The sequence below is a fragment of the Halorussus amylolyticus genome, assembly GCF_004143485.2.
Classification (GTDB): Archaea; Halobacteriota; Halobacteria; order Halobacteriales; family Haladaptataceae; genus Halorussus; species Halorussus amylolyticus.
In genome coordinates this window covers 1,303-18,555 of record NZ_ML974141.1, presented here as the reverse complement: position 1 = coordinate 18,555, position 17,253 = coordinate 1,303, and the positions used below count along the sequence as shown (strand labels likewise).

Genomic DNA, 17,253 nt, shown 5'->3' with positions numbered 1-17,253 from the left:
GGCCTGATTTCGATGCGGAACGTTCCACCGAGGGGATACTTCTAAGTCCCACTGCTCTGTGTGGTGTGTTATGGACGAGCAAGCAGAACTCCGAGTGGTCAACGCGCGCGTCGTCACCCCGAGCGGAACGAGAATGGGCGGGGTCGCGGCCGCGGACGGCGAAATCGTCGCGGTCGATTCCGACCGAAACCTCCCCGACGCCGACCGGACCATCGACGCAGAGGGCAACTATCTGATTCCGGGATTCATCGACCCGCACGTCCACTGGGGGCTGTCACGCTACGAGTACGACTACCACGAGGGCCTCGCCCACGACTTCGAGACCGAGACTCGCGGCGCGGTCCACGGCGGCGTGACGACCGTGGTGAACTTCCTGCTCCAGCCAGACCCCTACCTGCCCGACATGGACTTCTTCCGGGAGGTGGGCGCGGAGAACTCCTACATTGACTTCGCGTACCACGCCATCGTCCATCAGGACCACCACGTCGAGGAGATAGAGGGACTTGCGGATGAGGGCGTCCGGTCGTTCAAAGTCTTCTTCAACTGGTACAAGCACGCTTCCCCCGAACTCGGCATCGACCACTCCGACGCCGGACGAGTGTACAAAGTCCTCGACAAAGTCTCGGACATCAACGACGGCGTGGTGATGTTTCACGCCGAGAACGAGGACCTCGCCATCGAGCGCAGGCGGGAGTTGCAGGACGAGGGTCGCAACGACCTCGAAGCGTGGTCGGAAGCCGCGCCCAACATCTGCGAGGCGATGCAAATAGAGCAAATCGGCAGGCTGACCGAGTACACCGATTCGCGCGCCTACATCGTCCACATGTCCACGGGCGAGGGCGTGGACATCTGCGAGCGATTTCAGGAGCAGGGCGTGAACCTCCACGCCGAGACCCTGCCCGCGTTCCTCGCACACACCAAGGACGAGGACCTCGGCATCTGGGGCAAAATCTCGCCGCCGCTCCGGGGCGAGGCGAGCAAGAAACGCCTCTGGGAAGGGCTTCGAAACGGCACGGTCGAGTACCTCGGCACCGACCACTGCCCGCACAAAATCGAGTTCAAGGAGAAGGAGGGCGGCAAGTACGGCGACGTGTGGGACGCGATTCCGGGGGACAACAACGGCATCGAGTACTTCCTCCCGGTGATGATGAGCGAGGGCGTGAACCAGAACCGCATCTCGATGGAGCGCCTCGTGGAAGTCGCCTGCGAGAACAACGCCAAACGGTGGGGTCTCTATCCCCGGAAAGGGGCCTTGGTCGAAGGCTCGGACGCCGACATGGTCGTCGTGGACCTCGAAAAATCGGCGGTCGTGGACGACGACTTCTACCACACCATGGAACCGCGCTACTCGACGTTCCACGGCGATGAACTCACCGGGCTTCCGACGCACACGATTGTCGGTGGCGAAGTCGTGGTCGAGGACGGAGAGTTGCAGGTCGAGAAGGGCGGTCGGGAGTATCTGGCGCGCGGGCCGGAGGGTGTGGTGCAGGGCTGAGTCACCACAGTACCGGAATCCGAAAACTGCGGTTCAGTTCGCTGTTCACACGGTTTCTGCGCGGTCGCCTATCGAATCGAAGACCGAGGGGACGAACTGTTCGGCGAGCGGTGAGAGTTCGTACACTCGACTGGAACCGTCGCGGAACTTTCCGACGAGTCCTGCGTCCTCCAGCGTGTTGAGGTGGTGGTAGAGGTCGTTCTGTCGTCGGTCGAGTTGGTCAGCCAACTCTCCGCTCCGGACCTGTCCATCTTTGGCGAGCAGATACAGGACGACGAATCGAGTCGGTTCGCCCATCACGGCGAGGCGGTTCGCTTCGCGGTCGAGGTCTAAAACCCCGCCGAGGAGTTCCGATTCGACTCGGGCCCGCCCTTCGGAGCAGTCGTCTTTCGTGACCTCACGTTCGCTCATACGAGACGATAGCGTCCACATCCACTTATTCTTAATGCTCGTTAAGACACCTACCGAATCATTCGTTTTAATTAGTAGTGATTACACCTCGAAGACGAGATGAACGAACTAACGGAATACGAGGAAACAGATGTGACGAACATCATCGCGGACTCCATTCCTGACGCGGACCCGACAGACATATTCGTATTCCTCATGGGGCCGTATCGGCTCCTCGACCCTTCGTACCTCTACCCAGATCGGGGGTATCCACTACCAAGCGACCCCCTTGCCCCGACCGCTGACGAAGTAGCCCCGGACAAAATCGAAGCCACTCTGCGCACAATTTCCAGACGTGTCTCCGAGGAAACGGCCACGACGGCGTTCATCGCAAGCGATGTCCAGATTCCCACCAAGCAAGAGGTAGTGCGTAACGACTTGGACGAACTGGGAATGGCTGTCATCGACCAGTCAGTCGCATTTGCAGAAGCGAGCGATGGAAACGCGTTTATTTTCACGAAAGCGGGTCTCACGACGGGTACAGGAGCCGAAGCCGGTGCAATCCCGGAACATTTTCAGCTACGCTCCCGTGACGATAGAGAACGGGACCCGAGAACGTTTGCCATCCTCGCAGAGGCCGAAAAAAGTACGAACGGAACGAACACGTACGACCCGAAATTTAGTAGCGCGTCAATCGACGAGATGGACGACGCGTACGACCTTCGATTCAAATACTTCACCGACAGAGAAGACCTAATCGACAAAATAGTGGACTTCATCGAGTCCTACGTCGTTCCGATGTCGGACACTCCGTAGTCCAAACCATCAATTCTCAGCGTTTTCTGGCCCACACTGCCCCTTCCCGGCCGTTTTTGACCCCTGCCACGCTACTCCTACCCATGCCCGACCCCGACCTCGACAGATTCACGTCTCGACGCTCTACGACGTACGCCCCGAACGGTCTCGTTGCCACGAGCCAACCGCTCGCCGCCGAGGCGGGCGTCCAGATGTTGCGGGAGGGCGGCAACGCCTTCGACGCTGCGGTGGCGACCGCCGCGGCGCTCAACGTAGTCGAACCCACGAGCACGGGTCTCGGCGGCGACGTGTTCGCGCTCTACCGGACCGCCGACGGCGAGGTCGGCGCGATGCGGTCGTGCGGGGGCGCGCCCGCCGACGCGACCATCGAGAACGTCCGCGAAGCCCTGCGAAAGAAAGACGACCTCTCGGAGTACTACCCCGACGACGGCGGATACGCGGTGGACGACACCGAAGACGCCGGGATGCCGTTCTACGGTCCCCACGCGGTCACGATTCCCGGTACGGCCCGCGGGTGGGAGACGACAATCGAAGAACTCGGCCGTCTCTCGCTCGCCGACGCGCTCGGCCCGGCCATCGAGTACGCCACCGAGGGCTACCCCGTTTCGGAGGTCATCGCCTCCTACTGGTCGGGCGCGGAGGACCTCTTCACCGACGAGAACGCCCGCGAAGCGTACCTGATGGACGGTCGCGCGCCGAAGGTCGGCGAAGTCGCACGACTCCCCCGCCTCGGCGAATCGATGCAGAAAATCGCAGACGAAGGGGCTGACGTGGTGTACGAGGGCGACATCGCCGAGCAAATCGCGGCGGAGGTCCAGAAACACGGCGGCTTCATGACCGTCTCTGACCTCGCTGACTTCGAACCCGAATTTTTGGACCCCGTCTCGACCACCTACAACGGCGCGGAAATCTACGAACTCCCGCCGAACAATCAGGGTCTCATCGCCTTGGAGGCGCTCAACATCGCGGAGGAAATCGGCGCGGGCGACCACCCCGTCGGTTCGCCCGAGCGCGTCCACTACTTCGCGGAGGCCACCAAGCGCGCGTTCCACGACGGCCACCGCTACATCACCGACCCCGAGTACGAGGAGATTCCACCGCTCGAATCCAAATCGTACGCGGCCGAGCGCGCCGCTGACATCGGCGACACCGCTAGCGACGTTTCGTTCGGCGTGCCGGGGTCGAACGCCGAGGACGCGGACACGGTGCTGCTGACCGTCGCCGACGACGAGGGCAACGTCGTCTCGTACATCAACTCCCGGTTCGCCGGTTTCGGGTCGGGTCTCGTCGCTGGCGACACCGGCATCGCGCTCCAGAACCGGGGGTCGTCGTTCTCGCTCGACCCCGACCACCCGAACCACCTCGAACCCGGCAAGCGCCCGTTCCACACGCTGATTCCCGCCGTCGCCAACTTCGGCGACGACGACTGGGCCGCGTTCGGCGTGATGGGCGGCTACATGCAACCGCAAGGCCACGTGCAGGTCATCTCGAACATCGTGGACTACGACATGCCCCTTCAGGCCGCACTCGACCAACCGCGGTGGCGCTACCGCGAGGACGGGTCGCTCGCGGTCGAGGGCCGGATGGACGGCAACGTCCAGTCGAAACTCGCGCGCATGGGCCACGACGTGCGCGTCCTCCCGCCGGTCTCGTTCGGCGGCGCACAGATTACCCGCCTCGAATCGGGCGACGACGACGTGCTCTCGGGCGCGACCGAACCCCGGAAGGACGGCACCGCGCACGGCTTCTAGCCCGGACGCTACTGACGGCTCCTCCGAATTACTCCTCGGTCTCTTCGGTCGATTCCTCGGCGTCGTCGATGGTGATTCGAGTCGGCTCGCGGTCGGCGTCTTCCCACGCGTCAGCGTCTCTTCCGGTTCGGGAGCCGAGGACGTAGCCGACCGCGAACGTCAGTGCGAGGAGCGTCACGCGTTCGACCAGCGACCGCCCGGCGTCGGCCTGAGTCTGTCGAGCCATGTCTCGACGAACGGGCGAGACCGACTTTGCGGTTGCGGCGCGAAGATTGGGACCCGCGCTCGGAGAACACTTTTGCACTCTCGCGTGGTGGTAAATCACATGGATGGGGAGGAACGCGATATGGGGGTATCCGTGAGCGACGAGACTTCCGAAACCGGGGAACCGGACTTCGACCACCTGAGCGGCATCGTCACCGACGGACTCATCGGCGCAGTCGGTGGTCTCGTCGGCACCGCTGCGCTGACCGTGGGACTGCTCATCGCTAGGTCGCTCGACGCGTTCGAACTCGGGTCGTTCGCCACGCTCGCCGAACTCACGGGTCTCGACGCGCTGTTCGCGCCGAACCCGGCCGCGGTCGGTTACGTGCTGTTCCTGCTGACCGGCATGGTGATGTGGCCGCTCCTGTTCGCGTCAATCGGGTCGTACCTGCCCGGCGAGAAGTACGCGACGAAGGGGCTTCCCTACGGGTTCGTCCTCTGGACCGGGTTCGCGCCCGCCTTCTACGAGGGGTACACCGGACTCGCGCTTGTCCTCTACCTCGTGTTGACCCTCGGCGCGCACTTCTCGTACGGATTCACGCTCGGCGCGGTGTTCGACTACCTCGGGGACCGTCCGGATACGCTGGTCTGAGCGCCGCGCTCTCCGATTGAGCCGCAATTTGAGTACCGAATTGATATGAATGGCCTTGCCAAGGACTCTGGACGCTGTTCGTTCAGGTCTCTCCGGCCACATGCGACCCCGGATTTCGTATAGCGGTAAAGGATTTATACCGGCCACGCCGATTTAGCCGACGAAATCCGTGGGTCTAACAGGCCCTTGCCGCCCGTTATCCCCACGAAACCATAACTAATAAGATATATCTGCCGAAACGCCCGCGTATGGCCGCCTTAAAATTCCAACGTCGGGAATCGAGCGGACTCCCGCGACGGACGCGACTCGAAATCGAAACACGCTCGGGAGGGCCGCCGTGACCGAGAAACCCACCGAAACGACCGACTCGGGGCCCTTCGGCGACGTTCGCTGGACGACGCTCTCGCTCGCGGATTTCCAGAGCCTCTACTGGGGGACCGTCGCACCTCGCCTCGAAGTCGAGGGATACGACCCCGAAACTCACAGACCGACCCACCAGTGGTTTCGCGACCGCGGACTCAGGGGGTTTCTCGCCGCCCTGCGACGACACCACGGCCGGTCGTTCGGCGACTTCTGGCGCGAGGACCTCGGTCTCGGCGGCGATGAGGGGTACGATTGGGCGACCGACCACGCCGACACGCGGGACGCGCTCGAAACGTTCCTCGACCGGCGGCGTACCCGACACTCGCTCCGCGAGTCGTCAATCGAAACCAAGCGCCGTCGCCTGAATCTTTACGTCCGGGCGTATCGCGCGGCGAACGACGCAGACGACCTGCTCTCGCCGGTCGCCATCGGCAGCGAGACTCCAACCCACGAGGCAGTCAGCGCGTGTTACGCCGCGTTCGACTGGCTCGACGGTCGCTCGTACAGCGCGCGGACCAAAGCGCGCGTTCGAGGGGTAGTGGACGACTGGTACCAGCACCTCGTCGGCCGCCGCCTCGCCGCAGTCAACCCCGCGACGGGACTGTACGACGAATTCCGGTGGCAAGCCGAGAACTCTGACCCGTCGCCGCTCGCGGCCGGGCACGTCCGGGCGCTCGTCGGCACGGCCGACTCGCCCCGCGAACGCCTGCTGGTCGTCGCGCTCGCGGCGTGGGGCCTGCGCGCGAACGAAGTCGCACGGCTTCACGTCTCCCAAATCGTCCGCGACGTGGCCGACGACGAGGTGCCGTACGTCGCGTTCGAGGAGCGAAAGAACGGGCCGGGCGAGGTCAACGTCGTCTACGGATTGGACGCGCTCGACGCCCGACTCGACGAACTCGCCGACCGCGAGACCTGGTCGGGTCACCTCTTTCCGTCGCGGCAGGGCGCGGACCCGCACGTGACCCGCGAGCGCGTCTGGGCGTGGTTCCGCGACCTCGCGGACCGTGCGGGACTCCCTGAGGAAATCGACGGCGAGCGCCCGAGTCCGCAGCTCTGTCGCCGATTCTGGTACGACACGTACACCTCGGTCCTGGAAGCGGTGCTGGAGGGACTGGAAGACATCGCTGCCGAGCAGGGGAGCGACGACCCGCGCGTGGTCATGTCGAACTATCTCTCGGACGAGCGCGCGCGGAAGGTCCGCCGGGAGTTCATGCAGGAGGAGCTTCGAGCGGCGTTCGAGGGCCGCAAATAAACTGAAAAACGCTATATCATATTTTCTCCGCGTCGCTAGTTGCTCCCGTCTGTTGTCGCTTCGACAACACCCGTTCTAGCGTTGTACGAAGCGACTGATAGCACCGCTCGGTCGGGGAGATGGGCGTCCTCGTCAAATGTGGCGCGCACGAGCGTGGACGCGTACATATCCATCGAATCGCCCTCCTCGCCGTTTCGTATCGTTGCGGTACCGACGATTCTGTCGTCGTGAACGCCGAGCTATTAGACTCCCGTCACGAGGTCGCTTGTCCCCAGTCCGACCGCGACCACATAGAGGAGCCGTGAGCGGCCGAAGTCGGTCCCGTCGACGAACTCGCGGAGTTCGTCTTCCCGCCCATCCGCGACCGCCTCGAACGGGAGGGCCTCGCGAGCCCAATCGGCTGAATCGTACAGCTCTAGGTTCCCGAAAGGTCGTTCCTGAGATTCAGCCCATGTCGGCGTCTCGTGGGTCCGCGCGAAGTATCTCTCTCGGTACTCTATCTCGTCCATATCTGCGGGCATCTCCTTCAGTTTGCCCTCGGCGGACTCGCTGTCCGCCGCATCCTCGTCGGCCCCCTTCCGGGCCGTCTCTCGGTCCCCCTCGTCGGTCGTTTCCGGTGCTCCGGTCGTGTCGCCGAGGCAGCCAGCGGTGAGAGCGACGGCCCCGATACCGGCGAAAACCTCGCGCCGCCTCATATGGTTGGGTTAGTAACTGATGTACAAGTGTTTTGGGTAAAGTGAAACGTCCGTTTTCCCCTCGAAGTCGGTCGATACGAGTCTATTCGAGGACGCGGACGAGGTCGTCAGACGGTCGTACCCATTTTAACATGAATGCGTTTGCGCCATCGTTCGACCACCTCGTCCTGCAGACCATCTGAAGAGTGCCAGACCATACGAGACAGATATAGTGCAGCAATCGGCTGGGGGTTCTCAACCGATACTATTATCCGCCGTACATAGGCATATAAATACTAGCCAGAGAGATGGACAAAAGTGACATCCTCGATTTCGGACTGATAGGAATTGCCAATCTACTACCACTAGTAGGGTATTTTCTGTTCGACTTGGAGTTTATGACGCTCGGACTACTCTACTGGTTCGATGTAGTGGCGTTGTTGCTCGTCTACAGCGGCTACGCGATGTTCGCACAGTCGGAGAGCACCGTCGAGGAGCGCGAGTCCACGCTTCTTCCGGGGACAATTGGGGACGGATACTGGAGCGAAGCGCCTCGGTCTATCGCTCGGTCTCTCCCGCCGATTTACACCCGAAATCTGAGAGTTGTACTTCCAACGGTGCTCTTCGTGACGTTCGTCGTCGTGGTGTTCGGAGCGAGCGGACTGGCGGGCGACCCGGATTTGGGGATACGCGGCGGGGCCGGAGACATCGCCGAATTTCTATCGGCCTTCTCGGCGTTCACATCGCCGGTCGTCTTCGGGGTCGGACTGGGCATACTCGGCACCCACGTAGTCACTATTCACCGTCGTTACATTCGAAGTAAGCGATACGAAGAACTGTCGGCGTACATGACCCTCGAACTACCGGTTCGGTTCATCCTCGTGTACGTGTTGTCTCTTCCTCTGGTACTGTTTTACTCGCTCTCGGTCAGTGTGCTCACAGGGTCGATACTTCCCACGTGGGGATTCGACGTGCTGTGGGCCGGTTCGTTCCTCGCGGTGAAACTCGGTCTGGAGTGGGGTCGATACCGTGCAGAACAGATGCCGGACCCCGGGGGATACGCCGCATGGTTTACGCCGTCGGAGCCATCCGAGACGATTGAACTATCGGGACGCGTGGCTCTCGGGTACGTCGCTACCTTTGCCGCCCTCCTCGTCGTCTTCTTGATACTCGCGTTCTCCACGTCCGGGTGAATCCGGTAATTTGCACGCTTCGCATCGGCCCGGGCAGAGCACTCACTGCCCGTGGAACGCAGTCGTACGCGAGACCGCGACAGAGCCGATGCGCGGTCAGAAAACAGTAGTCTAAACCACACCGGAGTCCCAGAATCGTAGGTGACAACACTGATGCGTTCGCATCGTCCGAAAAATTCTGGAAAGCGTTTGGACGACTAGAAGGTTCCCGGTCGTCCGACGAACGCTAGAAGGGGTTCGGGTCGAAGCTGGGAGTCTCGAAGCTGATCGAACTCGCCACCACCGACGCACAAACGGGACAGTTGATTCCCGGACACGGGTCCGCACAGACATCGAGCCCGCCGACCGAGAAGACGAGGCTGATTTCGCCGTTGGGATGTGAGTTGATTTGGAAGGACCCGCACAGTTCGACTTCTCCGCCGGGCAGGTACCCCCAATCGATACCTATCGGACCGATGCAGTATCCATCTCTGTCGCTCGGTCCTGCGGACACGCCAAAGCTTACGGGACTCACGGTGAAGCTGACCCCGTTGACGGTGAACGTGATGTCCATCGAGAGGGTAGCACCGACCTGAAGGTCCGAAGTTATCAGGTCGATTGTGAGACCGGCACCGACGGCCACATCGACGGTGATACCGTGACCGTGGGCTTCGAGGGTCGCCGAGCCGACGTCTCCTTCCACGTAGAAGAAGTCGCTAACCTCCGGTTCTACGACGTTGTTCTCTCCAACAACACGACTCTCAGCTTCTCCCTGCAGGGCTAGGGGAACGTCGCGCTGTTGCAGTTCGGTCGGACTTCCAACTTCGACGTACTTACCCGACGGTGCTTCCGCATTCTTGTACTCCCCGAAGTAGATTTCGGGGTCGTCGGGAAGGTCGGAAGCACTGAGAGAGTCGAAGGAGACCGACTCTTCGGTAAACCGATGGTACGCCTCCGGTTCCGCGACTATGTGTTCGGACTCTCGGAGCGATTCCTTGAGTTCTGCTACCGACGGGTCGTCCGAATTTTCGTTTCCGCTCGGGTCGCCTGCCACGACGGCCGGAACTCCGACTAACGCACTGCCGATTCCGGCAGTAGCCGAGAGGGTTTTCCGTCGCGTAATATTATTTTTATCTTCCATTGCAATGAAAATAGAAATACTACACCATTATAAATTTATGTATGCGAATAGTCAATATTTAATTTCGATGTCTAAATTTACATATATTTGAAATAATTCAAATAATTCGCTATGTCGGTAACCACGAAACCGGTCGAATTCGGGAGCTTCATATTCTGTCACCGAACGACAAATAACATGGTCCCTACCACTCGCAGACGCCTCCTCCACGGCACCGTCGGCCTCCTGACGGCGATGGCAGGGTGCGGAGAGTCGATAGAGCAGTCGTCTTCATCGTCGGCAACGGCGACGAATTCGAATCGACCGAACGACGGACCGGTTCCCGACCACCGTATGCTCCGAGACTCCGGCGAGGAATCACCCGTCGTACTTCCCACCGACGAAGACGACTCGAACGACGAGACGACGGCCGAATCACCGCCCGAAACGCGCCCGGAGAGCGGACGCCGGAGCGGATTCGTCGCGACGGAGGGCGAAGCCGCCCGCGTGTGGTTCGGCGACGTCGATGGTGCGGACGAAGCCCGCAAGTTCGTGGCGAACACCGACTTCGACGCCGAGACGCTCTACGTCGAAACTCGCCCGGTCGGCGAGTGTCAGACCCTCGAACTCTGTTCGGTGACGTGGTCCGACACCGATATCGACACACAGTACGGTGGCGGATACCGCGATGCCGACGTGTCGTGCGACGCGGACGCCAGAGTGTCGGTTTCGACCCTCATTCGCATTCCCGAACGAATCGACCCCGAGCACGTCAACAGCCACGGGTCGGGGTGGAGCAGCAGCGGCTGTCGGCGCGAGCGCCCCCGCGAGGAGAGGGCCACGACCGAAGCGCCCGACCTCGGCCCGAAATCCGCGACCAGCACGACCGAGACGGCAGAGACCAGCGGGACCGCAAACACCACCGAAACCACGGAGGACGGTCGATGACGCGTGACAGGTCGGCCGCCACCCGGCGCGGCTTTTTGGCGCTCGCGGGGAGCGCGACCCTCGCCGGATGTGGCGGCTTCGGAAGCGACTTCTTCGAGGACGACCCGCCGGAAATCGACGGTGACGACCTTCGCGATGCGATTTCGGGCGACGTTCCGACCGTGTCCGAGCGGTTCCCGGTTCGCATCGAGCAGTCGCACCTCGACGCGACGGCGGCCCGCGCTCGGGACGACCTCGAATCGGTTCCCGCGCCGTTCGACGCCGACGAGATTCCAAACGGTGCGATTCGGGCGGAACTCACGTCCATGCACGAGCAAGCGAACGAACACCTCGAACGGGCGGAACGTGCGGAGACAGGCGTCGAATCGGCGGCCGAGATTCGAGGGGCGCGCGAGTCCGCCCGAGCGGTCGCGGCGGGGTGGAAGACCATCGACAGCGGCCTCACGAGCGGGGACGTGCGAGAGATTGCGTCCGAGGTCCGAAACGGCGTCGAGACGTTCCGCGGCCGGTGGCGCTACGTCGGCGACGACTCGATTCGCGCGGTGGTAGCCCACGCGCGAATCGAGGAATTGGTGGCGTCCGCAGTTCGACAGGTCCAAAGCGGTGTCAGACGGAGCGACAACGAACCCGAGAACCCGGTGACGATTGGTGAGTTCGCGGGGCAAGTCGAACACGCGCGCGCCGCGCTCGACGACGCCGGATACCTCTTCGACCGATACGAGTCGTCGCTCGACGAGACGCGAGACGTTCGAAACGGGCTTGAAACCGCCGTGAAGTCGCTCTCGGGACTACTCGACGACCGGCGCGAGGCCGTCCCTCACGACCACTCCGGAGGCGCGTCGTCGCTCGTGGACCGCGACATCGAGGACACGCCGGTCGCTTCGGCGCTGAGCGACCTCCTCCACCCCATCGACTACGCCCACGGAGTCGAAGGAGAGCGCGAGACGGGTCAGTACGCGAGTGCCGTCCGCTCCGTCCACGAGACGCTGGTCCGCATTCGGGCGTTCGAATCGCTCCGCGAGCGCGCCGAGGACGGCGACTACGTGACCGTCGAGAGCGCGGGCGACGTTCGAGACCTTCGGAACGGCGCGATTCAGTCGGTCGAAGCGGCGGTCGAGTCGGGGTCGAATCCGAACCTCGGCCGACACATTCTCGCGGACGCCGCGGCCGGTATCGAGTACGCCGACGACCGACTCGAACGCCACGACACAGACGACGACATCTCGGTCGAGTGGCTCACTCGCGAACTCGGTCAGTACGTTCTCGTGGACTCGATAGCTCGGGCCACGCCGCCGACTACGGCGGAGGTCGGCGACCTGATTCGAACGACCGTCTGAGATTCGGTCGAATCCGTTCGTGATGTGTGAACGGCGGGACAGAGGGAATCGGAGGTGTGAGAATCGGAGCGCGGAAGATACGGGGCGTAAGGAGGACTGCCTACTCGCTGTCGGGCGTGTCGAAGTCGTGGACCGGTTCGCCCGCTTCGGTGCTCAGGATGTCGAGCGCGGCCGCACCGCCGTCGCCCGCCGAGATGATGGCCTCCCAGGTCTGATTGCGAATCATCGACCCGACGGCGTAGGCGTTCTCGACGCTCGTCTGCATCTGGAGATTCACGTCCACGAGACCCTCGTCGGTCGTGGCGCAGTCGAGCGATTCGGCGAGGTCGGTGTCGGTCCCGGTGGCGAACACCACGTACTCGGCGTCGTACTCGCCGTCGTCCGTGGTGAGCGCGAAACCGTCGCCGTCTTGCTCGACGCCCGTGACCTCCTCGCCGACCCGAAGGTCGCCGTCGAAGCGCTCGACCTGCGAGCGGGCCTTCTCGACGAACTCGCTTCCGTCGATTTCGTCGATGCCGAGGTAATTGTACAGTCTCGCCTTGTGCATCCACGTCTCGTCGGTGTCGAACACGACCGTATCGAGGTCGTTCTTCGCGGTGAACAGGGCGGTACTGAGTCCAGCGGGGCCGCCGCCGACGATTGCTACTGTGGGCATACCTCGGAAGTGGTCCGCGAGCGACGTAAGTACTGGGTCCGCGCTCGGTTCTGCCGGTTTGGGGATGGCGAGACGACTTGCTGTTCACTTACGTTAGAAATCGCATAAACTCAGTAAATCGGACTTCGAAAGCCCCCGCCCGGTCGCGGTCGCTCTGCGGGATATTTCCGCGCTCTCAGCAACACCCGCACGGAAATACTGGCCCGCAGAGACGACCAAGGCAAGCGCGACCGGGCGGCCCCTTTCATTCCCACCCCCGAGAATGATACACCGAGCGCGTTCCGGTGAACTGTGTTGTCGGGCGGTTCGCGGTGGTTTGCGTCACTGTCTATTTTCGGTGGGTTGTGTCACCGGCCGTTTCTCGGCAGACGATTCACCGGGCGATTCGGGTAGCGTTCCCGACGAACGACACATAACGACTGACCGCTTACCACCACCGATGGACGCAACCGACGACTCGCCCGCCGACCGCCCGATGTGGCGTCTCTACACCGAATTCGGACGCCCGAACGCCCGATACGGGGCCGTCGGAGTCGTGGGAACTATCGTCTCTCGGCTGCTCGGACTGCTTCCGGCGCTCGTGGTCGGGGTGACGATAGACGCGGTGTTTCTCGGCGCGGGACCGTACCGGCTCCCGCTCGTGCCCGGCGAGTGGATTCCGACCGGGACGACCGACCAACTCCTCTTCTCGATAGGGATTCTGGTCGGCGCGACGGTTCTCGGCGGAGCCGTCTCGTGGCTCCAGAGTTGGGGGTGGAACGCCTTCGCGCAGAACGTCCAGCACGCGCTCCGAACCGCGGCCTACGACCGAGTCCAGTCGCTCGACATGGCCTTCTTCGAGGAGCGCCGGACCGGCGAACTCATGAGCGTACTGAGCAACGACGTGAATCAGCTCGAATCCTTTTTGAACGACGGCGTGAGCGCGGCGCTCCGCATCCTCGTCGTCGTGGCGGGCATCGGCGCGATTATGGTCGCGCTGAACCCCCAGTTGGCGCTCATCGCGCTCGTCCCGGTGCCGGTGCTGGCGCTGTTCACCTATCGGTTCGTCGGCATCGTCCAGCCGAAGTACGCCAGAATGCGCGCCAGCGTCGGCGCGCTCAACACCCGCCTCGAAAACAACCTCGGCGGGATGGAGACCATCCTGACCGAGAGCACCGAGCGGTTCGAGGCCGAGCGATTCGCCGACGCCTCCCGGGAGTACTTCGACGCCAACTGGGACGCGATTCGCACCCGAATCACGTTCTTCCCGACGCTCTCTGTCGTCTCGGGACTGGGGTTCGCGCTCACCTTCGCGGTCGGGGGGTACTGGGTGCTGGTCGGCCCGCCGCTGTTCCTCTCTGGGTCGCTCACGCCCGGCGAGTTCGTCACCTTCGTCATCTACACCCAGCAGTTCATCTGGCCCATCGCCCAGTTCGGCCAGATTATCAACGGCTACCAGCGCGCCGAAGCGTCGAGCGCCCGCGTCTACGACCTGCTGAACGAGGAGACCGTCCTCTCAGAGCGCGACGACGCGCCCGACCTCACCGTGACCGAGGGGGCCGTCGAGTTCGACGGCGTGACCTTCGGCTACGACGACGCCGACGCCGACGAACCGACCATCTCGGACGTGGACATCGACGTACCGGGCGGTTCGACGGTGGGCGTCGTCGGCCCGACCGGTGCAGGGAAGTCCACCCTCCTCAAGCTCCTGCTCAGGCTCTACGACCCCGACGAGGGCGCGATTCGCATCGACGGCACCGACGTTCGGGACGTGAGCGCGCAGAGCCTCCGTCGCACCGTAGGGTACGTGAGCCAAGAGCCGTTCCTGTTCGACGGCACCGTCGCCGAGAACATCGCCTACGGGAGCTTCAATGCCGACAGCGGGGAAATCGAAGCGGCCGCGAAAGCCGCCGAAGCCCACGAGTTCGTCCAGAATCTCCCGGAGGGCTACGACACCGAGGTCGGCGAGCGCGGCGTCAAACTCTCGGGCGGCCAGCGCCAGCGCATTGCCATCGCGCGGGCGGTTCTCAAGGACCCCGACATCCTCGTGTTCGACGAGGCGACGAGCCACGTCGATGCCGAAACCGAGGCGCTCATCCAGCGGAGCCTCGGCGCGCTCGCGGCCGACCGGACCACGTTCGCCATCGCCCACCGACTCTCGACGGTTCGTGACGCCGACCAAATCGTGGTCCTCGACGAGGGACGGGTCGCCGAGCGGGGCACCCACGACCAACTCCTCGCGCGCGAGGGCCTGTACGCGAACCTCTGGCGGGTCCACGTCGGCGACGTGGACGACCTCCCGCCGGAGTTCCTCGCGCGAGTCGCCGACAGGGGCGCGACGGTCGAGTCCGAACCGGCGGGCGAGGACGGCGAGTTCGAGTTCGCGCCGTGAGCGAAGAAGTGCACCGAGCGCACAGCGACCGACACCACCGTTTCCGGTGTCTTTCGGGGGAAGGCCTTTCATGGCGCGCGGTGTCTGAGCGACCGGATGCTCAAACTTCCCGTCCGCCGGTGTCCGAACTGCTGGTACGTCGGCCCGACCCGGAAGTTCGCGGTCGAGGGCGGGTCGAGGTACGTCTGTCCCCGGTGTGGCACCGAGATAGCGGCTCCGGACCCGCGGCTCAACTGAGCCGCGGGTCCGAAGCCGACACCGGCGTTTCCGGTGTTTTTCGAGGGCGGATTCACGGGTGGCTGGCCTCCGCCCGCGAGTGCGCCCGCGGTGCGGGCGCACTCGCGGACCGACACCGACGCGCCTTTTGCCGCCGGGCGGCGAGAGTCGAACATGGCGTCGTCTCGCAGACTCGCCGGTCGCTCGTTCGCCGCGACCCTCGCGGTCGTCGCGCTCCTTGGGCTTTCGGGTGTCGCCAGCGCCCACACCGTGACGACGCGGTTCGAAGCGCCGATTCCGCTCGGTCTGCTGTACGCGGGGGCGGGAACGACGGTGGCGCTCACCGCCGTCCTCCTCTCGATGTCCGGTCGGTCAGTCGGCGCGACCCAGTCGGTCGGTTCGGCCCGCTCGGTCGTCGTATCTCACTGGGTCGCCGACGCGATTCGGACAGTGGCGCGCGTCGGCTTCCTGCTCGCGTTCGTCGGCGCGCTGTTCGTCGGCCTGTTCGGAACGCAGACGCCCGCCGAGAACGTCGCGACCGTGTTCGTGTGGGCGCTCTGGCTGAAGGGCCTCGCGGTCGTGGCCGCGCTCGTCGGCGACCCGTGGCCCCATCTCTCGCCGTGGCGAACCCTCTACGACGGCCTGACCAGACTGGAGGGCGGGCGGGTCGGGCTCGCGTCCTACCCCGACCGACTCGGCGACTGGCCCGCGCTCGCGGGCTTCCTCGTGGTCGTGGGCGTCCTCGAAAATCTGACCGTGGTCCCGAGTCGCCCCGCGACGACCGCGGTTCTGCTCGCGGGCTACGCGACCGCGATGGTCCTCGGAGCCGTTGTTTTCGGCCCGGAGTGGCTCCGTCGCGCCGACTTCCTCGCGGTCCTCTATCGACTGTTCGGCCGGGTCGCGCCGGTGGAGCCAACCCGGACCGAGCGCGGTCTCGAACTCTCGGTTCGCGCGCCGTGGGCCGCCTGCCGGACCCCGGTGGCGTCCGGCGCGCTCGCGGCGTTCGTCGTCGCGACGGTGTACACCGTCAGCTTCGACGGCTTCGCCAGCACCCCCGAGTACCAGACGCTCGTCTTCGCGGTCAGGGACGCCATCGGAGTCGGTCCCGCGATTTCCGTGGTCGTCTACCTGCTCGGCTACCTCGGCTTCCTCGCGGCGTTCGTCGGCGTCGCGCGCCTGACCCGACGGATTGCCAGCGATTGCGAGGGCGGTCGTCGCGCCGAATCGCGAGCGACGACGGCCCTCGCAATCGCGCCGACGGTTCTCCCCATCGCGGTCGGCTACGAACTCGCGCACAACGCGGCGTTCGTCCTCACGCGACTCGGCGACTTCGTGGGACTGGTCGGCGGGCCGGAAATCGCGCCCCTCGCGTGGCTCCCGCTCTCCGTGTTCTGGGCGGTGCAAGTCCTGCTCGTCGTTGCGGGCCACGTCGTCGCGGTGGTCGCGGCCCACGGCGTCGTCGAGCGACTCGAAATCTCGCGAATCGGCCGGACGCACGCGCCGCTGACCGTACTGATGGTCGGCTACACCGTGCTGTCGCTCTGGATTATCTCGCGTCCCGTCGCGGTTTGAACGTCGCGCGAACCGCCGAATCGGGCGTCGTCGCTCCCCGAACGTACCGAGTCGAATCGCCGCGCTCGACGTCGAACGTACACAGGAGGACGACCAGCCGACCCGCCGGAACGGTCGCGCGAAGGACCGGCCCGCGACTCGTGACCGCGACGTAGGGCGGGGCCGCGACCGGCGGTGCCGAGAGCGAGAACCCCGCCGCGCGCACCGCGCCCGCGAGTGCGTCGGGCAGGCGCGCCCACGCATCCGCGGCTTCGAGCGCCCGACG

16 protein-coding genes and 1 pseudogene are annotated in these 17,253 nt (G+C 64.1%); 11 read left to right on the top strand and 6 right to left on the bottom strand.

Annotation, left to right across the window (positions count from 1 at the left end; translation table 11 throughout):
- The first annotated feature begins 70 nt into the window (after positions 1-70).
- Positions 71-1,495 (top strand): dihydroorotase, encoded by a 1,425-nt coding sequence (locus EKH81_RS16085; RefSeq protein ID WP_132058721.1) that lies wholly within the window; start codon positions 71-73, stop codon positions 1,493-1,495.
- Positions 1,496-1,540: 45 nt separating this feature from the next.
- Here the strand turns inward: EKH81_RS16085 and EKH81_RS16080 are convergent, their stop codons facing one another.
- Positions 1,541-1,906 carry an ArsR/SmtB family transcription factor gene (locus EKH81_RS16080; protein WP_132058722.1) on the bottom strand — a complete coding sequence of 122 codons (366 nt, stop codon included), beginning with the start codon at positions 1,904-1,906 and terminating at the stop codon, positions 1,541-1,543.
- Positions 1,907-2,005: 99 nt separating this feature from the next.
- Between EKH81_RS16080 and EKH81_RS16075 the strand changes: the two genes are divergently transcribed.
- Together EKH81_RS16075 and ggt are read left to right on the top strand one after the other, a co-directional pair.
- Positions 2,006-2,701, top strand: a complete 696-nt coding sequence (locus tag EKH81_RS16075; RefSeq protein ID WP_132058723.1) for a DUF7509 family protein — start codon at positions 2,006-2,008, stop codon at positions 2,699-2,701.
- 83 nt (positions 2,702-2,784) lie between these two features.
- Positions 2,785-4,452, top strand: a complete 1,668-nt coding sequence (gene ggt / locus EKH81_RS16070) for a gamma-glutamyltransferase (RefSeq protein ID WP_132058724.1) — start codon at positions 2,785-2,787, stop codon at positions 4,450-4,452.
- Between the two features lie 28 nt (positions 4,453-4,480).
- Here the strand turns inward: ggt and EKH81_RS16065 are convergent, their stop codons facing one another.
- Positions 4,481-4,678, bottom strand: coding sequence for a hypothetical protein (locus EKH81_RS16065; protein WP_132058725.1), 198 nt, complete (start codon positions 4,676-4,678; stop codon positions 4,481-4,483).
- A gap of 99 nt (positions 4,679-4,777) precedes the next feature.
- On the opposite strand from EKH81_RS16065, the gene EKH81_RS16060 reads away from it, so the two are divergent.
- Both EKH81_RS16060 and EKH81_RS16055 read left to right on the top strand, forming a co-directional pair.
- Entirely contained in the window at positions 4,778-5,308 is a 531-nt protein-coding gene (locus tag EKH81_RS16060) for a DUF6789 family protein (protein WP_238392178.1), read from the top strand.
- A 337-nt stretch (positions 5,309-5,645) separates the two neighbouring features.
- A complete protein-coding gene (locus EKH81_RS16055; RefSeq protein WP_132058726.1) occupies positions 5,646-6,923 on the top strand; it encodes a tyrosine-type recombinase/integrase in 1,278 nt (425 codons plus the stop codon).
- A 242-nt stretch (positions 6,924-7,165) separates the two neighbouring features.
- Here EKH81_RS16055 and EKH81_RS16050 read toward each other — a convergent pair whose 3' ends face one another.
- Positions 7,166-7,618 carry a hypothetical protein gene (locus tag EKH81_RS16050; RefSeq protein ID WP_132058727.1) on the bottom strand — a complete coding sequence of 151 codons (453 nt, stop codon included), beginning with the start codon at positions 7,616-7,618 and terminating at the stop codon, positions 7,166-7,168.
- A gap of 287 nt (positions 7,619-7,905) precedes the next feature.
- Between EKH81_RS16050 and EKH81_RS16045 the strand changes: the two genes are divergently transcribed.
- Entirely contained in the window at positions 7,906-8,790 is an 885-nt protein-coding gene (locus EKH81_RS16045) for a hypothetical protein (protein WP_132058728.1), read from the top strand.
- Positions 8,791-9,016: 226 nt separating this feature from the next.
- Here the strand turns inward: EKH81_RS16045 and EKH81_RS16040 are convergent, their stop codons facing one another.
- On the bottom strand, positions 9,017-9,823 hold the full coding sequence (locus EKH81_RS16040; protein WP_132058729.1) for a hypothetical protein: 807 nt from the start codon (positions 9,821-9,823) through the stop codon (positions 9,017-9,019).
- A 420-nt stretch (positions 9,824-10,243) separates the two neighbouring features.
- Here EKH81_RS16040 and EKH81_RS16035 point away from each other — a divergent pair, with 420 nt between their 5' ends.
- Positions 10,244-10,837 carry a hypothetical protein gene (locus EKH81_RS16035; protein ID WP_202935131.1) on the top strand — a complete coding sequence of 198 codons (594 nt, stop codon included), beginning with the start codon at positions 10,244-10,246 and terminating at the stop codon, positions 10,835-10,837.
- Positions 10,834-12,174, top strand: a complete 1,341-nt coding sequence (locus tag EKH81_RS16030) for a hypothetical protein (protein WP_132058731.1) — start codon at positions 10,834-10,836, stop codon at positions 12,172-12,174. The genes EKH81_RS16035 and EKH81_RS16030 overlap by 4 nt, the downstream gene beginning before the upstream one ends.
- 100 nt (positions 12,175-12,274) lie before the next feature.
- Here EKH81_RS16030 and EKH81_RS16025 read toward each other — a convergent pair whose 3' ends face one another.
- Positions 12,275-12,829 carry an NAD(P)/FAD-dependent oxidoreductase gene (locus EKH81_RS16025; protein WP_132058732.1) on the bottom strand — a complete coding sequence of 185 codons (555 nt, stop codon included), beginning with the start codon at positions 12,827-12,829 and terminating at the stop codon, positions 12,275-12,277.
- Between the two features lie 439 nt (positions 12,830-13,268).
- Between EKH81_RS16025 and EKH81_RS16020 the strand changes: the two genes are divergently transcribed.
- From EKH81_RS16020 to EKH81_RS16010, 3 genes are all read left to right on the top strand, one after another.
- Positions 13,269-15,200 (top strand): ABC transporter ATP-binding protein, encoded by a 1,932-nt coding sequence (locus tag EKH81_RS16020; RefSeq protein WP_238392177.1) that lies wholly within the window; start codon positions 13,269-13,271, stop codon positions 15,198-15,200.
- 96 nt (positions 15,201-15,296) lie between these two features.
- Positions 15,297-15,437, top strand: a complete 141-nt coding sequence (locus EKH81_RS16015) for a hypothetical protein (RefSeq protein ID WP_162224613.1) — start codon at positions 15,297-15,299, stop codon at positions 15,435-15,437.
- A 153-nt stretch (positions 15,438-15,590) separates the two neighbouring features.
- A complete protein-coding gene (locus EKH81_RS16010) occupies positions 15,591-16,988 on the top strand; it encodes a hypothetical protein (RefSeq protein ID WP_132058733.1) in 1,398 nt (465 codons plus the stop codon).
- Here the strand turns inward: EKH81_RS16010 and EKH81_RS16005 are convergent.
- Positions 16,963-17,253, bottom strand: a pseudogene (locus tag EKH81_RS16005) (hypothetical protein); the annotation flags it as partial. The gene EKH81_RS16010 and the pseudogene EKH81_RS16005 sit on opposite strands and share 26 nt — an antisense overlap.

What these genes read in the sequence shown, in the direction of transcription:
- EKH81_RS16065 (WP_132058725.1), bottom strand. Translation starts at nt 4,678, where the DNA reads ATGGCTCGACAGACTCAGGCCGACGCCGGGCGGTCGCTGGTCGAACGC.
- EKH81_RS16015 (WP_162224613.1), top strand. Translation starts at nt 15,297, where the DNA reads ATGCTCAAACTTCCCGTCCGCCGGTGTCCGAACTGCTGGTACGTCGGC.
- EKH81_RS16085 (WP_132058721.1), top strand. Translation starts at nt 71, where the DNA reads ATGGACGAGCAAGCAGAACTCCGAGTGGTCAACGCGCGCGTCGTCACC.
- EKH81_RS16020 (WP_238392177.1), top strand. Translation starts at nt 13,269, where the DNA reads ATGGACGCAACCGACGACTCGCCCGCCGACCGCCCGATGTGGCGTCTC.
- EKH81_RS16025 (WP_132058732.1), bottom strand. Translation starts at nt 12,829, where the DNA reads ATGCCCACAGTAGCAATCGTCGGCGGCGGCCCCGCTGGACTCAGTACC.
- EKH81_RS16045 (WP_132058728.1), top strand. Translation starts at nt 7,906, where the DNA reads ATGGACAAAAGTGACATCCTCGATTTCGGACTGATAGGAATTGCCAAT.
- EKH81_RS16080 (WP_132058722.1), bottom strand. Translation starts at nt 1,906, where the DNA reads ATGAGCGAACGTGAGGTCACGAAAGACGACTGCTCCGAAGGGCGGGCC.
- EKH81_RS16010 (WP_132058733.1), top strand. Translation starts at nt 15,591, where the DNA reads ATGGCGTCGTCTCGCAGACTCGCCGGTCGCTCGTTCGCCGCGACCCTC.
- EKH81_RS16035 (WP_202935131.1), top strand. Translation starts at nt 10,244, where the DNA reads ATGCTCCGAGACTCCGGCGAGGAATCACCCGTCGTACTTCCCACCGAC.
- EKH81_RS16050 (WP_132058727.1), bottom strand. Translation starts at nt 7,618, where the DNA reads ATGAGGCGGCGCGAGGTTTTCGCCGGTATCGGGGCCGTCGCTCTCACC.
- EKH81_RS16060 (WP_238392178.1), top strand. Translation starts at nt 4,778, where the DNA reads ATGGATGGGGAGGAACGCGATATGGGGGTATCCGTGAGCGACGAGACT.
- EKH81_RS16030 (WP_132058731.1), top strand. Translation starts at nt 10,834, where the DNA reads ATGACGCGTGACAGGTCGGCCGCCACCCGGCGCGGCTTTTTGGCGCTC.
- EKH81_RS16075 (WP_132058723.1), top strand. Translation starts at nt 2,006, where the DNA reads ATGAACGAACTAACGGAATACGAGGAAACAGATGTGACGAACATCATC.
- ggt (WP_132058724.1), top strand. Translation starts at nt 2,785, where the DNA reads ATGCCCGACCCCGACCTCGACAGATTCACGTCTCGACGCTCTACGACG.